This is a genomic window from Bradyrhizobium sp. CCBAU 65884 (assembly GCF_028128835.1).
In the GTDB taxonomy this organism is placed as follows: Bacteria; Pseudomonadota; Alphaproteobacteria; order Rhizobiales; family Xanthobacteraceae; genus Bradyrhizobium; species Bradyrhizobium ottawaense.
The window spans coordinates 300,937-316,785 of record NZ_LBJU01000133.1; the positions used below are offsets into that span (position 1 = coordinate 300,937).

The 15,849-nt window shown below is 65.0% G+C and carries 15 protein-coding genes; 7 read left to right on the forward strand and 8 right to left on the reverse strand.

The annotated features are described in order from the left end of the window. Positions 1 to 69: 69 nt before the first annotated feature. On the reverse strand, positions 70 to 783 hold the full coding sequence (locus XI03_RS37730; protein WP_028142566.1) for a helix-turn-helix domain-containing protein: 714 nt from the start codon (positions 781 to 783) through the stop codon (positions 70 to 72). Between the two features lie 153 nt (positions 784 to 936). Here XI03_RS37730 and XI03_RS37735 point away from each other — a divergent pair, with 153 nt between their 5' ends. Further along, positions 937 to 1,254 carry a c-type cytochrome gene (locus XI03_RS37735; RefSeq protein ID WP_028142567.1) on the forward strand — a complete coding sequence of 106 codons (318 nt, stop codon included), beginning with the start codon at positions 937 to 939 and terminating at the stop codon, positions 1,252 to 1,254. A gap of 6 nt (positions 1,255 to 1,260) precedes the next feature. Here XI03_RS37735 and XI03_RS37740 read toward each other — a convergent pair whose 3' ends face one another. Genes XI03_RS37740 through XI03_RS37750 form a run of 3 tightly spaced genes read right to left on the reverse strand, consistent with a single transcriptional unit; the run spans position 1,261 to position 4,274 of the window. Continuing rightward, positions 1,261 to 2,364, reverse strand: a complete 1,104-nt coding sequence (locus XI03_RS37740) for an ABC-type transport auxiliary lipoprotein family protein (protein WP_271594958.1) — start codon at positions 2,362 to 2,364, stop codon at positions 1,261 to 1,263. Positions 2,365 to 2,367: 3 nt separating this feature from the next. Then, on the reverse strand, positions 2,368 to 3,135 hold the full coding sequence (locus tag XI03_RS37745) for an ABC transporter ATP-binding protein (protein ID WP_271594959.1): 768 nt from the start codon (positions 3,133 to 3,135) through the stop codon (positions 2,368 to 2,370). A gap of 2 nt (positions 3,136 to 3,137) precedes the next feature. After that, complete coding sequence (locus XI03_RS37750) at positions 3,138 to 4,274, reverse strand: ABC transporter permease (protein ID WP_028142570.1); 1,137 nt, start codon at positions 4,272 to 4,274, stop codon at positions 3,138 to 3,140. Positions 4,275 to 4,449: 175 nt separating this feature from the next. Between XI03_RS37750 and XI03_RS37755 the strand changes: the two genes are divergently transcribed. Together XI03_RS37755 and XI03_RS37760 are read left to right on the forward strand one after the other, a co-directional pair. Then, complete coding sequence (locus tag XI03_RS37755) at positions 4,450 to 4,725, forward strand: hypothetical protein (RefSeq protein WP_028142571.1); 276 nt, start codon at positions 4,450 to 4,452, stop codon at positions 4,723 to 4,725. After that, positions 4,726 to 5,214, forward strand: a complete 489-nt coding sequence (locus XI03_RS37760; protein WP_038947182.1) for a hypothetical protein — start codon at positions 4,726 to 4,728, stop codon at positions 5,212 to 5,214. Between the two features lie 11 nt (positions 5,215 to 5,225). Here XI03_RS37760 and XI03_RS37765 read toward each other — a convergent pair whose 3' ends face one another. Further along, the gene (locus tag XI03_RS37765; RefSeq protein WP_271594960.1) at positions 5,226 to 7,919 is read right to left on the reverse strand and encodes a bifunctional acetate--CoA ligase family protein/GNAT family N-acetyltransferase; all 2,694 of its coding nucleotides are present in this window, start codon (positions 7,917 to 7,919) and stop codon (positions 5,226 to 5,228) included. A 67-nt stretch (positions 7,920 to 7,986) separates the two neighbouring features. After that, the gene (locus XI03_RS37770; protein WP_271594961.1) at positions 7,987 to 8,826 is read right to left on the reverse strand and encodes a universal stress protein; all 840 of its coding nucleotides are present in this window, start codon (positions 8,824 to 8,826) and stop codon (positions 7,987 to 7,989) included. 185 nt (positions 8,827 to 9,011) lie between these two features. Between XI03_RS37770 and XI03_RS37775 the strand changes: the two genes are divergently transcribed. From XI03_RS37775 to XI03_RS37785, 3 genes are read left to right on the forward strand one after another with little or no spacing between them, the layout of a single operon-like run. Further along, on the forward strand, positions 9,012 to 9,995 hold the full coding sequence (locus XI03_RS37775) for a zinc-dependent alcohol dehydrogenase family protein (protein WP_271594962.1): 984 nt from the start codon (positions 9,012 to 9,014) through the stop codon (positions 9,993 to 9,995). A 24-nt stretch (positions 9,996 to 10,019) separates the two neighbouring features. After that, complete coding sequence (locus XI03_RS37780) at positions 10,020 to 11,543, forward strand: bifunctional aminoglycoside phosphotransferase/ATP-binding protein (RefSeq protein ID WP_271594963.1); 1,524 nt, start codon at positions 10,020 to 10,022, stop codon at positions 11,541 to 11,543. A gap of 25 nt (positions 11,544 to 11,568) precedes the next feature. Further along, positions 11,569 to 12,540, forward strand: coding sequence for a CHAD domain-containing protein (locus XI03_RS37785; RefSeq protein WP_271594964.1), 972 nt, complete (start codon positions 11,569 to 11,571; stop codon positions 12,538 to 12,540). Here XI03_RS37785 and XI03_RS37790 read toward each other — a convergent pair. Next, a complete protein-coding gene (locus XI03_RS37790; RefSeq protein WP_271594965.1) occupies positions 12,537 to 14,390 on the reverse strand; it encodes a PHA/PHB synthase family protein in 1,854 nt (617 codons plus the stop codon). The genes XI03_RS37785 and XI03_RS37790 overlap by 4 nt on opposite strands. A 207-nt stretch (positions 14,391 to 14,597) precedes the next feature. Between XI03_RS37790 and XI03_RS37795 the strand changes: the two genes are divergently transcribed. After that, positions 14,598 to 15,326, forward strand: a complete 729-nt coding sequence (locus tag XI03_RS37795) for a CBS domain-containing protein (protein ID WP_028142579.1) — start codon at positions 14,598 to 14,600, stop codon at positions 15,324 to 15,326. Between the two features lie 51 nt (positions 15,327 to 15,377). Here XI03_RS37795 and XI03_RS37800 read toward each other — a convergent pair whose 3' ends face one another. After that, positions 15,378 to 15,836: a RidA family protein gene (locus XI03_RS37800; protein ID WP_028142580.1), complete on the reverse strand. Its 459-nt coding sequence runs from the start codon at positions 15,834 to 15,836 to the stop codon at positions 15,378 to 15,380. Positions 15,837 to 15,849 lie beyond the last annotated feature (13 nt).

The following is a 15,849-nucleotide window of genomic DNA, read 5'->3' on the forward strand; positions in this document are numbered from 1 at the left end:
TTATTTTGCTGCAGCAGGCCAGCGTCATTGATCGAGATCAAAAACGTCGGGGGCGTTGCGGATGGGCTATCAGGCTGCGGCCAGCGCCTCGGCACGGACAGGATCGAGCAGGCTGATGCCGCCGTGAATGATCTCGATCACGCCGTGACGCTCCAGCTTGGTGAAGGTGCGACTGACGGTTTCGATGGTCAGGCCGAGATAGTCGGCGATGTCCTGACGGCTCATCGGAAGCGGGACCGTGTCGGACAGACCCTTGAGCGCGACCTGCCTTTCCCGCCAGCCGAGCAGGAAGGTCGCGACCTTCTCGTCGGCCGAGCGTCGGCCGAGCAGGACCATATGGTCGCGTGCCTGGCTCAATTCGCGGATGGCCAGCTCGTTGATCCGCCTGAGCAGCTGCGGCCGGTCCTCGATGAAGCGGCCGAAGGGCGCTTTGGCAAACTGGCACACGGTCACCGCGCCGATCGCATCGGCCGAAAAATTGTGCCGGCCGGAGATGTTCATCCCCAGGAAATCGCCGGGCAAGGCAAAACCGACGATCTGCCGCCGGCCGTCGGGCAGCAGCTTGTACAGCCGCATGACGCCTTCGAGGACGTTGTAGAACGAGGTCGTCATGTCCTCCTCGGAGAACACGGTCTCGCCGGAGTCAAAATGAACGCGGCGGCCGAGATGCTCGAATTCCCTGAGCTCGGCCGCATCCAGCGACGAACAAACCGCCGCTCCGCGTACGGCGCAATCGCTGCAAAAATGCCCGTTCGGCTCAATCGTGACCACGGAAGGCTTCATCCACCGCTCCCCGCGCCGGCTGCTCCCGACACCGGGTCGGGTCCACCGCGCCCGTGCATTTTACTGCACTGCGCCAAAGCCAATTGACAGAGATCAAATTTGAGTGGCATCCCCGTCATATTCTGCTTCCAGAGTTCGACGGGATCACTTTCCATGCTGCAAGCCGCCCTGCGTCACGGCCTGATTGGGCTGCTTCTGATGACGCCTGCGCTGGCGGCCCCGACCGCCGAACAACGCGGCAAGGCCTTCGCACGGGCCAATTGCGCACGCTGTCACGCGATCGACCGCGTCTCCCACAGCCCGCTCGAGGGCGCGCCTCCGCTACGCACGCTGCACCGGCGTTATCCGATCGAGACCCTTGGTGAGGCGCTGGCCGAAGGGATCTACACCGGTCACGACGACATGCCGGCCTTCGAGCTCAGTCCGGACCAGATCCACGATCTCCTGTCCTACCTGAAGACGCTGGAATAGACGGCGTCACACTGCCTGCACGCTCCACCCGATCAGCTCCTTGGCGATGCGGGCAAAGGCTGCATCGAAGGCGGCGACTGCAGCGGCCGGCTCGACCTTGTCGAGCTTTTCGCTGGTCTCGACCAGGCGGGATGCCACCACCTTGCCGTTCTTGTCGACGATCCGCGCCGACAGTTCGATCTCCACCCGTGCCTCGCCCTCCGTGGCGATCCGAAAGCGCCGGATGTCGATCAGGAGCTGGTAATCCGCCTGACCGAGGTCGGTCGTGCGTAGGGGGGCGTGGGCGATGTCGTAATTCTCAAAACTGTCGATCAGGCGTGCCTGCACCAATTTTGGAATGCTGTCGGCCCAGAGGAAATCCGCAAAGCCCGGTCTGTCTCCGACGGGCGCGAACAGCATGCGCTGGGTCTGCAGCATTGCGACCGCGGTCGGCTCGGGAATGGCCAGGGAAGCGGAGAGCGTCTTGCCGGCCGGCCCGAGATTCTTCGGCGTGCGCAGGTCGTAGGTTATTTTCTGCGCGGGTGTCCCACCGCCGGTCATCTTCTCCAGGCCCGCAATGATGCCGTCGAGCTTGCCGGTGTTGCGCGCGAGGCCGTCGGAGAACGTCCTGAAATTCGCGATGGTGTCCTTCAGCGGGCCGGAATTGTCCTGAAGCACCGTGTCGACCCGCCGCAGCGCATCGCGCGCCGCCTGCGTCATGCTCTGGCCGGCGCCGGCGTCGGCGATCAAGGTCACGTGCTCGCCGGATTTGGCAACGATCACCCCGCCCTCCAACGTCACCACCGGTACGCCGGTCAGGCCCTGGAATTCGAGGCCGACCCTGGTGTCGGAACGCACCGGCGTGGCGGTCGCAACCGAGATCGTCGCATTGACGAAGCGCGGGTTATCCGGCGCGAGCGCGAGCTGGGTCACCTCACCGACACGGATGCCGTTGAACAGCACACCGGCGCCGACCAGGAGGCCCGGGACCGGCCCCTGAAACTGCACGTGGTAGTTCGTGCGCGGCCCGATGCCGCCGGTGTTGTTCAGCCAATAGACGAAGCCGAACACCGCGAGGATCGCGGCCAGCACGAAACTGCCGATCAGCACGTAGGGAGCGCGGGTTTCCATGTCTCATCTCATCTCGTGTTGCAGCATCTGCGAGCGCTTGCCGTGGAAATAGGCGCGCACCCAGGGATGCTCGGATTGCAGCAATTCGCGCATCGGGCCGATCGCCACGATCTTGCCGTCGGCCAGCGCGGCGACGCGGTCGCAGACCGTGGTCAGGCTCGCAAGGTCGTGGGTCACCATGAACACGGTCAGCCCCAGCGTCTTTTGCAGCGTTGTGATCAGCGCGTCGAAATCGCCGGCGGCGATCGGATCGAGGCCGGAGGTCGGCTCGTCCAGGAACAGGATCGGCGGATCGAGCGCGAGTGCGCGTGCCAGCGCCACGCGCTTGGTCATGCCGCCCGACAGCTCCGCCGGATATTTGTCGGCGTCCTGGGCGCGCAAGCCGACCATCTCGAGCTTGGCGATCGCGATCTCGTCCATCAGCTCCTGCGACAGGACAAGATTTTCGCGTAAGGGAAACTGGACGTTCTGGCGGACCGTCAGCGAGGAGAACAGCGCGCCTTGCTGGAACAGGATGCCCCATGTCGTGGCTGCGCCGCGGCCGTGGCCGCCGGTGGGCTGGCCCATGACCTCGATGGTCCCGCCCTGGCGCGGGATGAGGCCGATGATGGTGCGCATCAGCACCGACTTGCCGCCGCCGGACGCCCCCACCAGCCCGAGAATCTCGCCGCGGCGAACGTCGAGCGACAGATGGTCGAGCACGGTCTGGCGGCCGAATCCGACCACGAGATCACGGACGCGGATCGCGAACTCGTCCTGCGATACGTCCATCGTCACATTCCGATCGAGGCAAAGAAGATCGCGAACAGGCCGTCGAGCACGATCACCAGGAAGATCGACTTCACCACCGACGTCGTGGTCTGCCGCCCCAGCGACTCCGCGCTGCCCTTGACGCGCAAGCCCTCGCTGCAGGCCACGATTCCGATCACCAGCGCCATGAACGGCGCCTTCAGGATGCCCACCTCGAAATGGGTGACGGAGATGGCCTCGTGCAGCCGCGCGATGTAGATCGCTGGCCCCATGTCGCCATAGAACTGCGCGACGAGACCGCCGCCATAGAGCGCGGCGACCGATCCGATGAAGGTGAGGATCGGCAGCGCAATGACCAGGGCCGCAACGCGCGGCAGGATCAGGACGTCGACGGGATCGAGCCCCATGGTCGAGAGCGCGTCGATCTCCTCGCGCATCTTCATCGAGCCGAGCTCGGCGGTGTAGGCGCTTCCCGACCGTCCCGCGACCATGATGGCGACGATCAGCACGCCGAGCTCGCGCAGCACCAGGATGCCGACCATATCGACGGTGTAGGACTCCGCGCCGAACCTGCGGAAGTGGAAGAAGCCCTGCTGTGCGATGATGGCGCCGATCAGGAAGGTGATCAGCGCGACGATGGGGATCGCCTGCCACCCGATGCGGTAGAGCTGATACACCAGCGAGGTCAGCCGCAGCGAACGCGGCCGACGCAGGACGCCTATCACGGCCATGAACAATGCGCCGAGCATCTGCAGGAAGATCGTGACGTCTTCCCGCGCGTCGGCCGTGGACTTGCCGAGATCGCCCAGCCTCGCCAGCACCGGATTGGGCGCAGCCGTCGGGGCCGGCGTGTGGCGGTTGACCTGGCGCACCTCATCCAGCAGCCCGCTGAAATGATCGGCGACGCCGACGAATTCGGCCGACCTGCCCGATGTTGCGGCCCTGCGCGACAGCTTTTCCAGGACCCAGGCACCGAGCGTGTCGAGCGCACTGACGCCCGACATGTCCAGGGTGACGACGCGCGAGCGATCGACGTCGGCGCCGACCGACCGGGACAACGTCTCGAGCGTGACCACATTCGCGGCGGTCCAGGGCCCTTCAGGGCGCAGGTTCAGCACGTCGCCGGACGGCGTCGCGAGCAACAGCGGTTCGTGGTTCACGCTTCCACCTCATCGGGACAATCGGTCCCCATTCAGACGGCATTTCTAGGCCAGCATATGGCGGCCCGCTTGACCTGTCTCAAGAGCTGAACTGCGCTGCCCGATTGACGCAAATCAAGCGCGATCGCGCGCGCGGGCCCTAGGCTTGCGTCCATTCAATGGGGATATCAAGTCCATGTTCGACAGCGACAGGATGAGCGAAGAATTGCGGGCACTGAAGGTTGACGTCACACGCTTGCTGAGCACCGCCGGCGAGGAAATGTTCGAGAGCTCGAAGGACCGCGCCGAGGCCCTCGCCGATCAGATCAGGGCGGCGCTGACCGAGCTCGGCGAGACCGTGGACGAAGAGCAGGCGCAGCTTCAGGGTCTCATTGCGGACCGTCCGATCACATCGCTCGCCTCCGCCTTCGCGCTCGGCGTCGTTGTCGGCTTCATGCTGAGGAGACACTAGGTGAATACCGAGAATGTGGTCAAACATCTGCGCGCGTTGTGGCGCACCGACAGGATCATCGCGGACATCAGGCTGCGCCATCTGCTTGTTGGCCTCGGCCTGCGTGCCTTTGCGGCCCTGATCGCGGCGTTCGGGCTTCTGATGCTGGAACTGTCGGCCTATTTCGCGCTGGTGCAGATCTGGAGCGCGATTGCCGCGGCGGCCATCCTCGGCGCCGTCAATTTCGCCATCGCGGCCGCTCTGTTCGCAATCGCCGGCCGCGCTCCGTCAGGCCGCGATATCGAGCTCGCCAACGAAATTCACGACACCTCCATCGAAGCCCTTCAGCTCGAGGCGCGCGCGCTCCAGGCCCAGGTGTCAGGCGCGGTACATCATCCGCTCAGCACGATCGTGCCGGTGCTGGTGCCGTTGATCGCGATCATCATCAGGAATTTGCGGACCACGGCCAAATCATCCGCCGCGGCGAATTCGGCTGAAGCGCGCTCCTGAAGCAGGCGCGCTCACAGCTTCAATTTGACGTCGCAGATATCGGGCTCGGCCGGGTCCGGCTTGACCTCGAAGCCGAGGTGCCGGCACATCTCGAGCATCACGCTGTTCTCCTTGAGCACGTCGCCCGATATGATCTTCAGTCCCTCCGACCGCGCGTAGTCGATGATCAGCTGCATGAGGGCCCAGCCGAGCCCCCTGCCCTTGAGATCGGACCGGAGCAAAATCGCGTATTCGCCGCTCTCGTAGATCGAATCCGAATGGAGCCGGACCACGCCGACCATTTCGCCGGTGGCCTCGTCGAAGGCGATGAAGGCCATCGCGCGCGCATAGTCGAGCTGGGTCAGGCGCGCGATGAACTCGTGGGTAAACTCCTTCATCGGTGCGAAGAACCGCAGGCGAAGGTCGTGCGGCGTGACGTGACGCAGGAATTCGTGGATGGTCGGCTCGTCCTCGGGGCGCATGGGCCGCACGAAGATGCGCCAGTCGTCCTTGAGCTTGAGGCGCCGCTCCCATTGCGACGGATAGGCGCGAACGGCGAAATTGGCCGGGCCTGAGCCGACAAACTTTCGTTGCGGCGGCCCGACCGCGACGCGGGCATCGACCGCGGTCACGCCGGTTTCGTCCGCCAGCAGCGGATTGATGTCGAATTCGCGGATCTGGGGAATGTCGGCCGCCATCTGCGCCAGCTTGACCAGCACCATGGCGACGGCGTCCTGCTTGACCGCCGGCACGTCACGATAGGCCTTTAGCAGCCGCGACACGCGGGTGCGGTCGATCAGATCGCGAGCGAGCTGCAAGTCCAGCGGCGGCAGCGCCAGCGCCTTGTCGTTGATGATCTCCACCGCCGTGCCACCGCGGCCGAACACGACGACGGTGCCGAAGGTGGGATCGTCGGCGAGGCCCAGGATCAGCTCGCGCGCCTTCGCCTTGACGACCATCGCCTGGACGATGACGCCGCCGATGCGGGCCTCGGGCCGCAGCTTTCTCGCCCGGGCGAGAATGTCGGAGGTGGCCGCTCGCACGGCCTCCGGCGTCGTCAGATTGAGCACGACGCCACCGACATCGGATTTGTGGATGATGTCCCGCGACATGATCTTCAGCACCACGGTGCCGCCCTGCGCGAAGATTTCCTTCGCATAGGCCACCGCCTGCTCGACATCGGTCGCCGCATAGGTCGGCACCATCGCGATGTCGTAAGCTTCGAGCAGGTGCTTGATCTCGACCGGTTCGAGCCACTCACGGCCATCGGCGATCGCGGCGGTGACGATCTGCCTCGCCCCCCGGGCATCCGGCACGAACGTATCGGGCATCGCGGGAGGAACCTGGCTCAGCTCCTCCACCACTTCGCGGTGCCGGACCAGATGCATGAAGCCGCGCACGGCGTCGTCCTCGGTCGGATAGTTGGGCATACCGGCGCCGGAAAGCGCCTGGATGATGTCCTGATCGGCCCCGACCCAGGCGGCCAATACGGGCTTGGCCCATCGGCGGTGCTTCTCGCGATATTTAGCGACGAGCTCGGTCACGGTCGTGGCAATCTCGGCGGCCGAGGCGATCGCCGTTTGCACGTTGAGGACCAGCACCGCGTCATTGTCGCGATCGGCCAGCAGCACCTCGAGCGCCGCCGCGTAGCGCGAGGCGTCGGCGTCGCCCACGATGTCGACGGGATTTGAACCGGACCAGGTCGGCGGCAGGGCCGCATCGAGCGTCTTGCGCACCTCCGGCGAGATGGTCGCCGGGATTCCGCCGAGTTCGACCAATCGATCGACGGCGAGGACGCCGATGCCGCCACCGTTGGTCAGGATGGCGAGACGCTTTCCCGTCGGCGATTCGACGCGGCCGAGCGTCTCGGCACAATCGAACAGCTCACGCAGATCTGAGACCCGCAGGACACCCGCGCGGCGGAACGCCGCGTCATAGACCGCGTCCGCGCCGGCGAGCGCGCCGGTATGCGTGGCGGCCGCCTTTGCGCCCTGCGCCATGCGCCCCGACTTCACTACGACGACGGGCTTCACGCGCGCGGCGGCACGCGCTGCCGACATGAACTTGCGCGCGTCCTTGATGGATTCGATGTAGAGCAGGATCGCGCGGGTCTTGTGATCCATCGCGAAATAGTCGAGCAGATCGGCGATATCGACGTCGATCTGATCGCCGATGGAGACGATGCCGGAAAAGCCGACGCCGCGCTGTGCAGCCCAGTCGACCATGCCGGCAGCAATCGCGCCCGATTGCGAGATCAGCGCGAGGCTGCCCGCCCCCGGCATGTGCGCGGCAAAGCTGGCATTCAGACTGACCCCGGGCATCATGATGCCGAGGCAATTCGGTCCGATCAGCCGCATGCCGTATTTGCGGGCCGCCGCGATTGCAGCCTCGTGCAGAGAGCCCGGTCCGTGGCCGAGCCCGGCCGAGACGATCAGCGCGCCCGCCGATCCGCGACGCCCGGCCTGGTCGATGATACCGGGAATCTCGCGCGCCGGCGCGGTGATGATCACGAGTTCGGGCACGAAGTCCAAGCCGTCCAGGCTCTTCACCGCCGCGACGCCGCCGATTTCGGCATGGCGTGGATTGACGAGGCCGAAGCGCCCCTTGAATTCGGCCTTGTGAATGTTCTCCAGGACGGCGCGTCCGACTGAGACCGGACGGGCGCTCGCGCCAACGAGCGCAACTGAACGCGGCGCCAGCAGATTGTTGAGACGATAGGTTGACATGAAAGCAAATGCGCCGGGTCAACGGCGGCTCCGATGGTTGACGATCAGGCCGGGAAAACTGGCGAGCCTAGTGCGAGATCATAACCCAGCATGGTGGCTGGCCAATGACGGTCTTTGTCACACCGCCCCACACGATCTCGTTCAGGCGTGAATGATGGTAGGCGCCCATCACGATGGCATCCATGCCATGGGAATTCGCCCAACTTCCCAGTACCTTGCCGATCGAGCTGCCGTTGCCGGTCACCGTTTCGAAGGAGGCATAGACCCCGTGTTCTCTCAGATGGTCGACGAGAGCCGCGCCGGATTGCGCGACCGCGTCAGCCTTGTCCTCTGCGACCGTCACCACGCGGACCACGGTGGCAGCCTGAAGAATGGGCAAAGCGTCGCCGACCGCACGCGCAGCGCGGGCAGAATGATCCCAGGCGATCATGACGTTCTCGAATTCCGGCCGCAGCTGCTCCGCACGCTGCTCCGGGCAGAGCAGCAGCGGCCGCCCGGATTCGAACAGGAGAGTTTCGATGATGTGCTCCGTTCGGCTGTCGTGCGGCTTCACGGGAAACAGCGTGAGATCGCTGAAACGGGCATGCTCGGCCAGGATCGCCGCGATCTGGTCAGCCGGTACCTTGCCCGTTCGGCTCTGGGCGCGAATGTTGGCGCGGGACACCGCGTTGGTGAAGGCATCGAGGAGCTGCTGCGTCTCGTTCGCCTCACGCGAACTGCCGGCCTCCGCGGAATCGCGATCATGAGGCAGCATCACCTTCGGCCGCTCGAAAATGTCTTCCTCGAGCGCGAGCCCCGTGATCCTGGCGCCGAGGTCGGCGGCGACGGCCACGCATTTCTCGATCGCAATCAGGGCCGGTCTGCGGGGCTGGCCGACAAGCGGCAGAAAGACATCCTTGATGGGCATCGGGATTCTCCTTGGTCGCCACAATAGGCCGGCTTTGGTCGAGACGCTTGATCCTCGTCAAGCCAAGTCAAGCCAAGGGAACTCGGTCCATTCGGGCTGGAAGCAGGCGTTGACCGACGTCAAGGACTGGTCGTCCAGTTATTCTATGGATAATTCAGTCGGAGCGGTTCGCCCCGGAGAGACTGATGCGTGCGATGGTGTTGCCGGCCCCGCGAACGCGGCTCCAGATGGAGGAGCGGCCTGACCCGACACCCGGCGAGGGTCAACTCCGGGTGAAGATCAGCGCCTGCGGGGTATGCCGGACCGATCTTCATCTCGTCGATGCCGAGCTGCCCGATATTCGCTATCCGATCGTGCCCGGCCACGAGATCGTCGGGCGGGTCGATCTCGTCGGCGCGAATGTCACCATGCATGCGCCCGGTGATCGCGTCGGCATTCCCTGGCTCGGTTTCACCTGCGGAAAATGCCGATTCTGCCGTGAGGGCATGGAAAACCTGTGTGACGCCCCGCTGTTCACCGGCTACACGCGCGACGGCGGCTACGCGACGCACACCATCGCCGACGCACGCTACGCCTTTCCCCTCGGTGAGGTGGGCGACGACGTGGAGATTGCTCCTCTGCTGTGCGCAGGATTGATCGGCTGGCGCTCGCTGGTGCTGGCCGGCCCCGCCGACCGGCTCGGCCTCTATGGTTTTGGCGCGGCCGGCCACATCATTGCGCAAGTTGCGGTTTGGCAGGGACGGTCCGTCTACGCATTCACGCGACGCGGCGATGTTGCTGCACAAGACCTTGCACGCCGCCTCGGCGCGGTCTGGACGGGGGCCTCAGACGAGGTGCCCGACGAACCGCTCGATGCGGCCATCATCTACGCGCCAGCCGGCGAGCTTGTCCCGAACGCGCTACGCGCCGTCCGCAAAGGCGGCCGCGTCGTATGCGCCGGCATCCATATGACCGACATTCCAAGCTTTCCGTACGATCTGCTCTGGCAAGAACGGCAACTGCTGTCGGTCGCCAATCTGACCCGGCAGGACGGCCTCGATTTTCTCAAGATCGCCCCGCAAGCTGGCGTGCGCACCGAAACGACGGCATTCCCGCTTCATCAGACCAACGAGGTTCTGAACATGCTGCGGGATGGCCGGATTCTCGGCGCGGCCGTGCTGACGCCCTGATGGTGCTTTCGGATGCCCGTTGTCATGAAAGATGAAATGGCGGCCCAGGAGCGGATCTTCCGGACGCTGGCCCGCCATCCCGGCGTGACGCGGATCGACACGCATGGCGCCTCGGTGTTCCTCGACGGGGCGCGCGCGTTGAAGATCAAGCGTGCCGTGCGGTTTCCCTTTCTCGATTATTCGACGCTGGAGAAGCGCAAGGCGGCGTGCGAGGAGGAAATCAGGATCAACCGGCCGCTGGCGCCGCAGATCTATCATCGCGTCGCGGCGATCACGGAAGAGCTGGATGGATCGGTGCAGGTCGACGGTCCCGGCCGGCCGATCGAGTATGCGGTGGAGATGGCGCGCTTCGACGAAAGCCGGACGCTCGATCATCTGGCAAAGGCCGGCCCGCTGGATGCGGCCCTTGCCGCGGCTGCCGCCGACGCGATCGTGGCTTCCCACGGCGCGGCGACACGCGCGGACGGCCAAGCATGGGTCGCCTCCATCCCCGCCCTGATCGACGGCAACAGTCACGGTCTGCGGGCCGGCGGCCATTTCAACGCGGAAGACATCGAAAAGCTCGGCAAAGCCTCCCACGAGGCATTCCTGCGTGTTCGTCCGCTGCTCGCGGAGCGCGGCCGGATGGGCTTCGTACGCCGCTGCCATGGCGATCTGCATCTCGCAAACATCGTCCTGCTCGACGACCGGCCCGTGCTGTTCGATGCCATCGAGTTCGATGCGCGGATGGCAACCGTCGACGTGCTCTACGATCTCGCATTCACGATGATGGACCTGCTGCACCACGATCAGCCCCGCGCCGCCAACATCGTCCTGAACCGCTATCTCGCCGCAACGCCGGCCGACAATCTCGACGCGCTCTCGGCCCTGCCGCTGTTGATGTCCATCCGGGCGGCGATCCGCGCCCAGGTGGCCCTGGCACGGCTGAAGCCGCCGCATTCCGATGACCCCAGCATCCTTGACCAGGCACAGCATTATTTTGACCTTGCCAGGACGCTGATCCATCCCCCTGCTCCGCGCCTGGTTGCGGTCGGCGGCCTGTCAGGCACCGGCAAAACCGTCCTGGCGAATGCGCTCGCGCCCGTCGTCGCGCCGCCCCCGGGAGCCGTCGTGCTGCGCAGCGACCTCGTTCGCAAGCAGATGTTCGGGGTCGAGGACACGCACCGCCTGCCGCCGTCCGCCTACACGCCAGAGCACGCGGCCCGCGTCTACGACACGCTGGCTCAGCACGCCCGGCGGGTGTTGGCGCAGGGCCATTCGGCGATCATCGACGGCGTATTCGCCCGCGAGGACGAACGGGACGCGATCGCCGCATTGGCGCGAGAGCGCAATGTGCCGCTGAACGGCCTGTTCCTGGTTGCGGACCTCGCGACCCGGCAGATGCGGATCGGAAGCCGCCGGGGAGACGCATCCGACGCCACGCAGGAGGTTGCTGCGCAGCAAGAGCACTATAATATCGGTCACGTCGGCTGGGCGACCATCGATGCATCCGGGACACAAGAGCAGACGCTCCAGAACTGTCGGGACGCGATCGCTGAAGGCAAATAGGGCAATCTGATTGGCGCGGGCAAAGATGGCGCGACCCACCACGACCTCGACGACCGTTCGCACCACGCCGGCGGCGCGGCGCAATGCCCTGCCCGGCCGCCTCAGCCCCGGCATGGCCTGCGATACGGCTTTCCGCATCATCGCGCGCCGTCACCTCGATGCCGTGCTCGCCCAGCATGACGGCACCTGCCGCGGCGATCCCGACGCGCTACATCAGATCCGGATCGCGTTGACCCATCTGCGAACTGCCATCCGCTTCTTCTCGCCGATGGTCGACGACGCCCTGCGCCCGAACGTCTGGGCCGAACTGAAATGGCTGAACGGCCAGCTCGGCATGGTGCGGGATCTCGACGTGGCGATCGAGCGGATCGTCGCGGAGAGTGGCAAAGAGCTTGCGGTGGTCGCCGAGCTTCAGCATTGGGACGAGAAGCGCACCGAGAGCCACCGCCTGCTGGCTCGCGCGCTGCAATCCGCGCGGTATCGCCGCCTTGTCGAGCAGACCTCGATCTGGATCGAGAGCGGCCCCTGGTCCACCCGGCGCAGCAAGGAAGCCATGCGATTGCGCCGCTGCACGCTCGCCGAACACGCAACGGAGCGGCTGACCGAGTGGGAGACGACGCTGCTCAAGAAGGCGCGAAAACTCCGCAAGCTCGACGTCGAGAAACGACACAAGCTGCGGATTCTCAACAAGCGACTGACCTATTCGATCGAGTCGCTCCAGGACCTGTTCGCCGAGGAATCGCTGACCAAACAGAAATCGATCCTCAAGAAATTGCGCAAGGCGCAACGGTCGCTCGGACGATTGAACGATGATGCGCGGGGACATGCGCTGGCGGCGTCGTTGAACGGCGCCGGCCTCGAAGCCAGCAATCGATTCCGCAACCGCAAGCGTGAAAAGAAGCTGTTGCGGACGGCGTCAACGGCTTACCGCAAACTGGACAAGACGAAGCCCTTCCGCTCCTCGGATCTCGCACCGAGTTCCGAGCCGGAGGTTTAAGTGTGGACGTAGTCCCCCGGCGCATCGGGCAGGCCGGGAGCGTCTCCAAGCCCGATCGGCGGCGGATCGCAGGGCGCGCCGGAGCGCGCCGCCAGCCATTTGGTCCATTCCGGCCACCACGACCCTTCAATGCGCGGAGCCAGCTTCAGCCATTCGTCCGCACCGACATAGGGCGCGTCCTCGGCCTTGCTCAGCACTTGATAGCTGTGGCCGGGCTCGTCGGGAGGCGCGACGACGCCGGCATTGTGGCCACCACTGGTCAACAGGAACGTCACGTCGGCATCGACCTGATAGTGGATCTTGTAGACGGATCGCCAAGGCGCGACGTGATCGGCCAGCGTGCCGACCACGAACATCGGGGCGTGAATATCGGACAGCGAAACGTTCCTGCCGCCGACGCGATAGCGCCCCCCGGCCAGATCGTTGTCGAGGAACAGCTTTCGCAGATATTCCGAATGCATGCGATAGGGCAGCCGCGTTGCGTCCGCGTTCCAAGCCATCAGGTCGTTCAGCGGCGCGCCCTCGCCCATCAGATAGTCGTGTGACAGACGCGACCAGATCAGTTCGTTGGAGCGCAGCAGCTGGAAGGCACCGGCCATCTGGGTCGTATCGAGATAGCCGCGCTGCCACATCATGTCTTCGAGAAAGGCGACCTGGCTCTCGTTGATGAAGAGCGTCAGCTCCCCGGCCTCGGTGAAGTCGGTCTGGGCCGCAAGGAGAGTAACGGTGCCAAAGCGGTTATCACCGTCGCGCTCCATCGCAGCGGCAGCGATCGACAGCAATGTCCCTCCCAGACAATAGCCGAGCGCATGGGTCTTCCGACCCGGCATGATCCGGCCGATCATGTCCAGCGCCGCCATGACCCCCAGCTTGCGATAGTCGTCGAAGGCGAGATCCCGATCTGTCGCATCCGGGTTGCGCCAAGAGATCGCGAACACCGTGAAACCCTGACCGGTCAGATATTTGACCAGCGAGTTCTGCGGCGAGAGATCGAGGATGTAGTACTTCATGATCCAGGCCGGCACGATCAGGATCGGCTCTGGTCGCACCTGCGCCGTGGTCGGTTGGTACTGGATCAGCTCGATCAGCTCATTACGGTAGACGACCTTGCCGGGCGAAGCCGCCACCGATTTGCCGACCACAAACTGCTCACTGCCCGCCAATTTTGAGGCGGAGAGCAGGCGCATCAGGTCGCTGCACCAGTTTTGCCAGCCGAAGACGAAGTTTTCCCCGCCACTCTGGAACGCCTTTTCCAGCACCTTCGGATTGGTCGCCGCGAAATTCGACGGCGCCAGCATGTCGAGCATCTGGCGCATCGAGAATTCGACGATGGCTTCATTTGCGTGCGACACGCCGCGCACGCCGGTCGTGGCATCGTGCCACCAGCGCTCTCCGAGCAGGAATGCCTGCGCCAGCAGATTGAACGGCGCGGTCTCCCATTGCGGTCCACTAAAGCGGCGATCCCGCCCCTGCGGTTGGATCACGGACCACGGCTTTTGGCCCGGTGACGCCGCGTGCGCGGCGGCTTCCGCCAACCGGCCGGCGTCACGCAGGACATTGCGGGAAATCTCCATCTGGCGCTGCGGCGCCGCAGCGAGATGCGAACTCCAGTCGAGCCACGCAAGCGACAAGGCCAGTGGCGAAATCCCGCCCGTAAACCGCGCAAGCATCGCGTGAAACGCGCGATCGAGGGGATATGGCTCCGATACAGGCGGAGGCTCGGCGGCAGCCGGCATCCCGGCACCCATATGGGGGCTCACCGTCGAGGCTTCGGGACCAGCGGCTGGACTGATGGGGAGAGCCTGGACCGCCGGCTCTTCGGCCCGTGGAAAGATCTGCACGACGCTCATGGCTCAAGGTTCCCGAGGGCTTCTGTTTGACGTCGGCGGCAGGATATGGCGAGGCTTCGCAGAGGCGTTGAGCTGCATCAAATCCGGGGCGCGGATCACGATTGCTTAATCAGGACGGACGGGCTTCGTCCGATTGACCTGAGTCAAACCGCACCCTGACACCCGAGCTAGTTTTCGCGCATCGAAATTCGACAAGCGGAGTTGTCCATGCGCGCCCACCAGATCATGACCCGGTCGGTCATCTCGGTTACCCCCGACACAAGCATCGTCGAGGCGGCAAATATCATGCTGAAGCGGCACGTCAGCGGTCTCACCGTGGTCGACGATACCGGCAAGCTGGTCGGCGTCGTCTCGGAAGGGGATTTCATCCGCCGCAGCGAAATCGGCACCGGGCGCAAGCGCGGACGCTGGCTGCGGTTCATCCTGGGGCCGGGCAAGTCTGCCAGCGACTTCGTCCACGAGCACGGCCGCAAGGTTGCGGAGGTGATGACCGACTCGCCCGTAACCATCACGGAGGACACGGCGCTCGCAGAGATCGTCGACCTGATGGAGCGGAACAACGTGAAGCGGCTTCCGGTGGTGCGCGGCGACAAGGTCGTCGGGATCGTATCCCGCGCCAATCTGCTGCAGGCGGTGGCGGGGCTCGCCCGTGAAGTGCGTGATCCGACGGCGGATGACGACCACATTCGCAACCGCATCATCGACACCATGGAGAAGAACGACTGGTGCCCGTTCGGGCTGAACGTCATCGTCCGCGACGGCATCGTCCACCTCAGCGGCGTCATCACCGAAGAGCGCACGCGGCAGGCCGCGATCGTCGCAGCGGAGAACGTCGACGGCGTGAAGAAGGTGCACGACCATCTGTGTTGGGTCGACACCATGTCGGGCGTCTATCTGAACTCGCCCGAGGACGACGAGCTCGCCAAGGCAAGCTGATAAGGCAAGCTGACAAGGCGAGCTGACAAGGCGAGCTGAACCAGACGCGATTCAGCGCGGAATGACGGCGGTGGCCTCGATCTCGACGCGCGCCGCCTTCTCCACGAGGCGCACGACCTGCACCAGCGCCATCGCCGGGTAATTTGCGCCGAAGATGGCACGGTAGATCTTACCGAGCTCCTTCAGGTTGGACAGGTACTCGTCCATGTCGACGACGTACCAAGTCAGCCGCACGAGGTGCTCGGGCCTCGCGCCTGCCTCAGCCAGGATCGCGGCGATGTTGCTCAAGGTCTGCCCCACCTGCGCGACAAAGCCGTCGGCAAGACGCTCTTCGGCATCCCAGCCGATCACCCCGCCGGTGACGACGATGAGGCCCTCAGCGGCCATGCCATTGGCATAGCCCTTCGGCATCGGCCACCCCGACGGCTGGAGCACCTGCACCCGCGAACGGGCGTCATCCTCGGCTGCTGTCGGCAGCACCGCGAGTTGCGGGCCTTTCGGCGTCGTCACAGACAATTCTTCA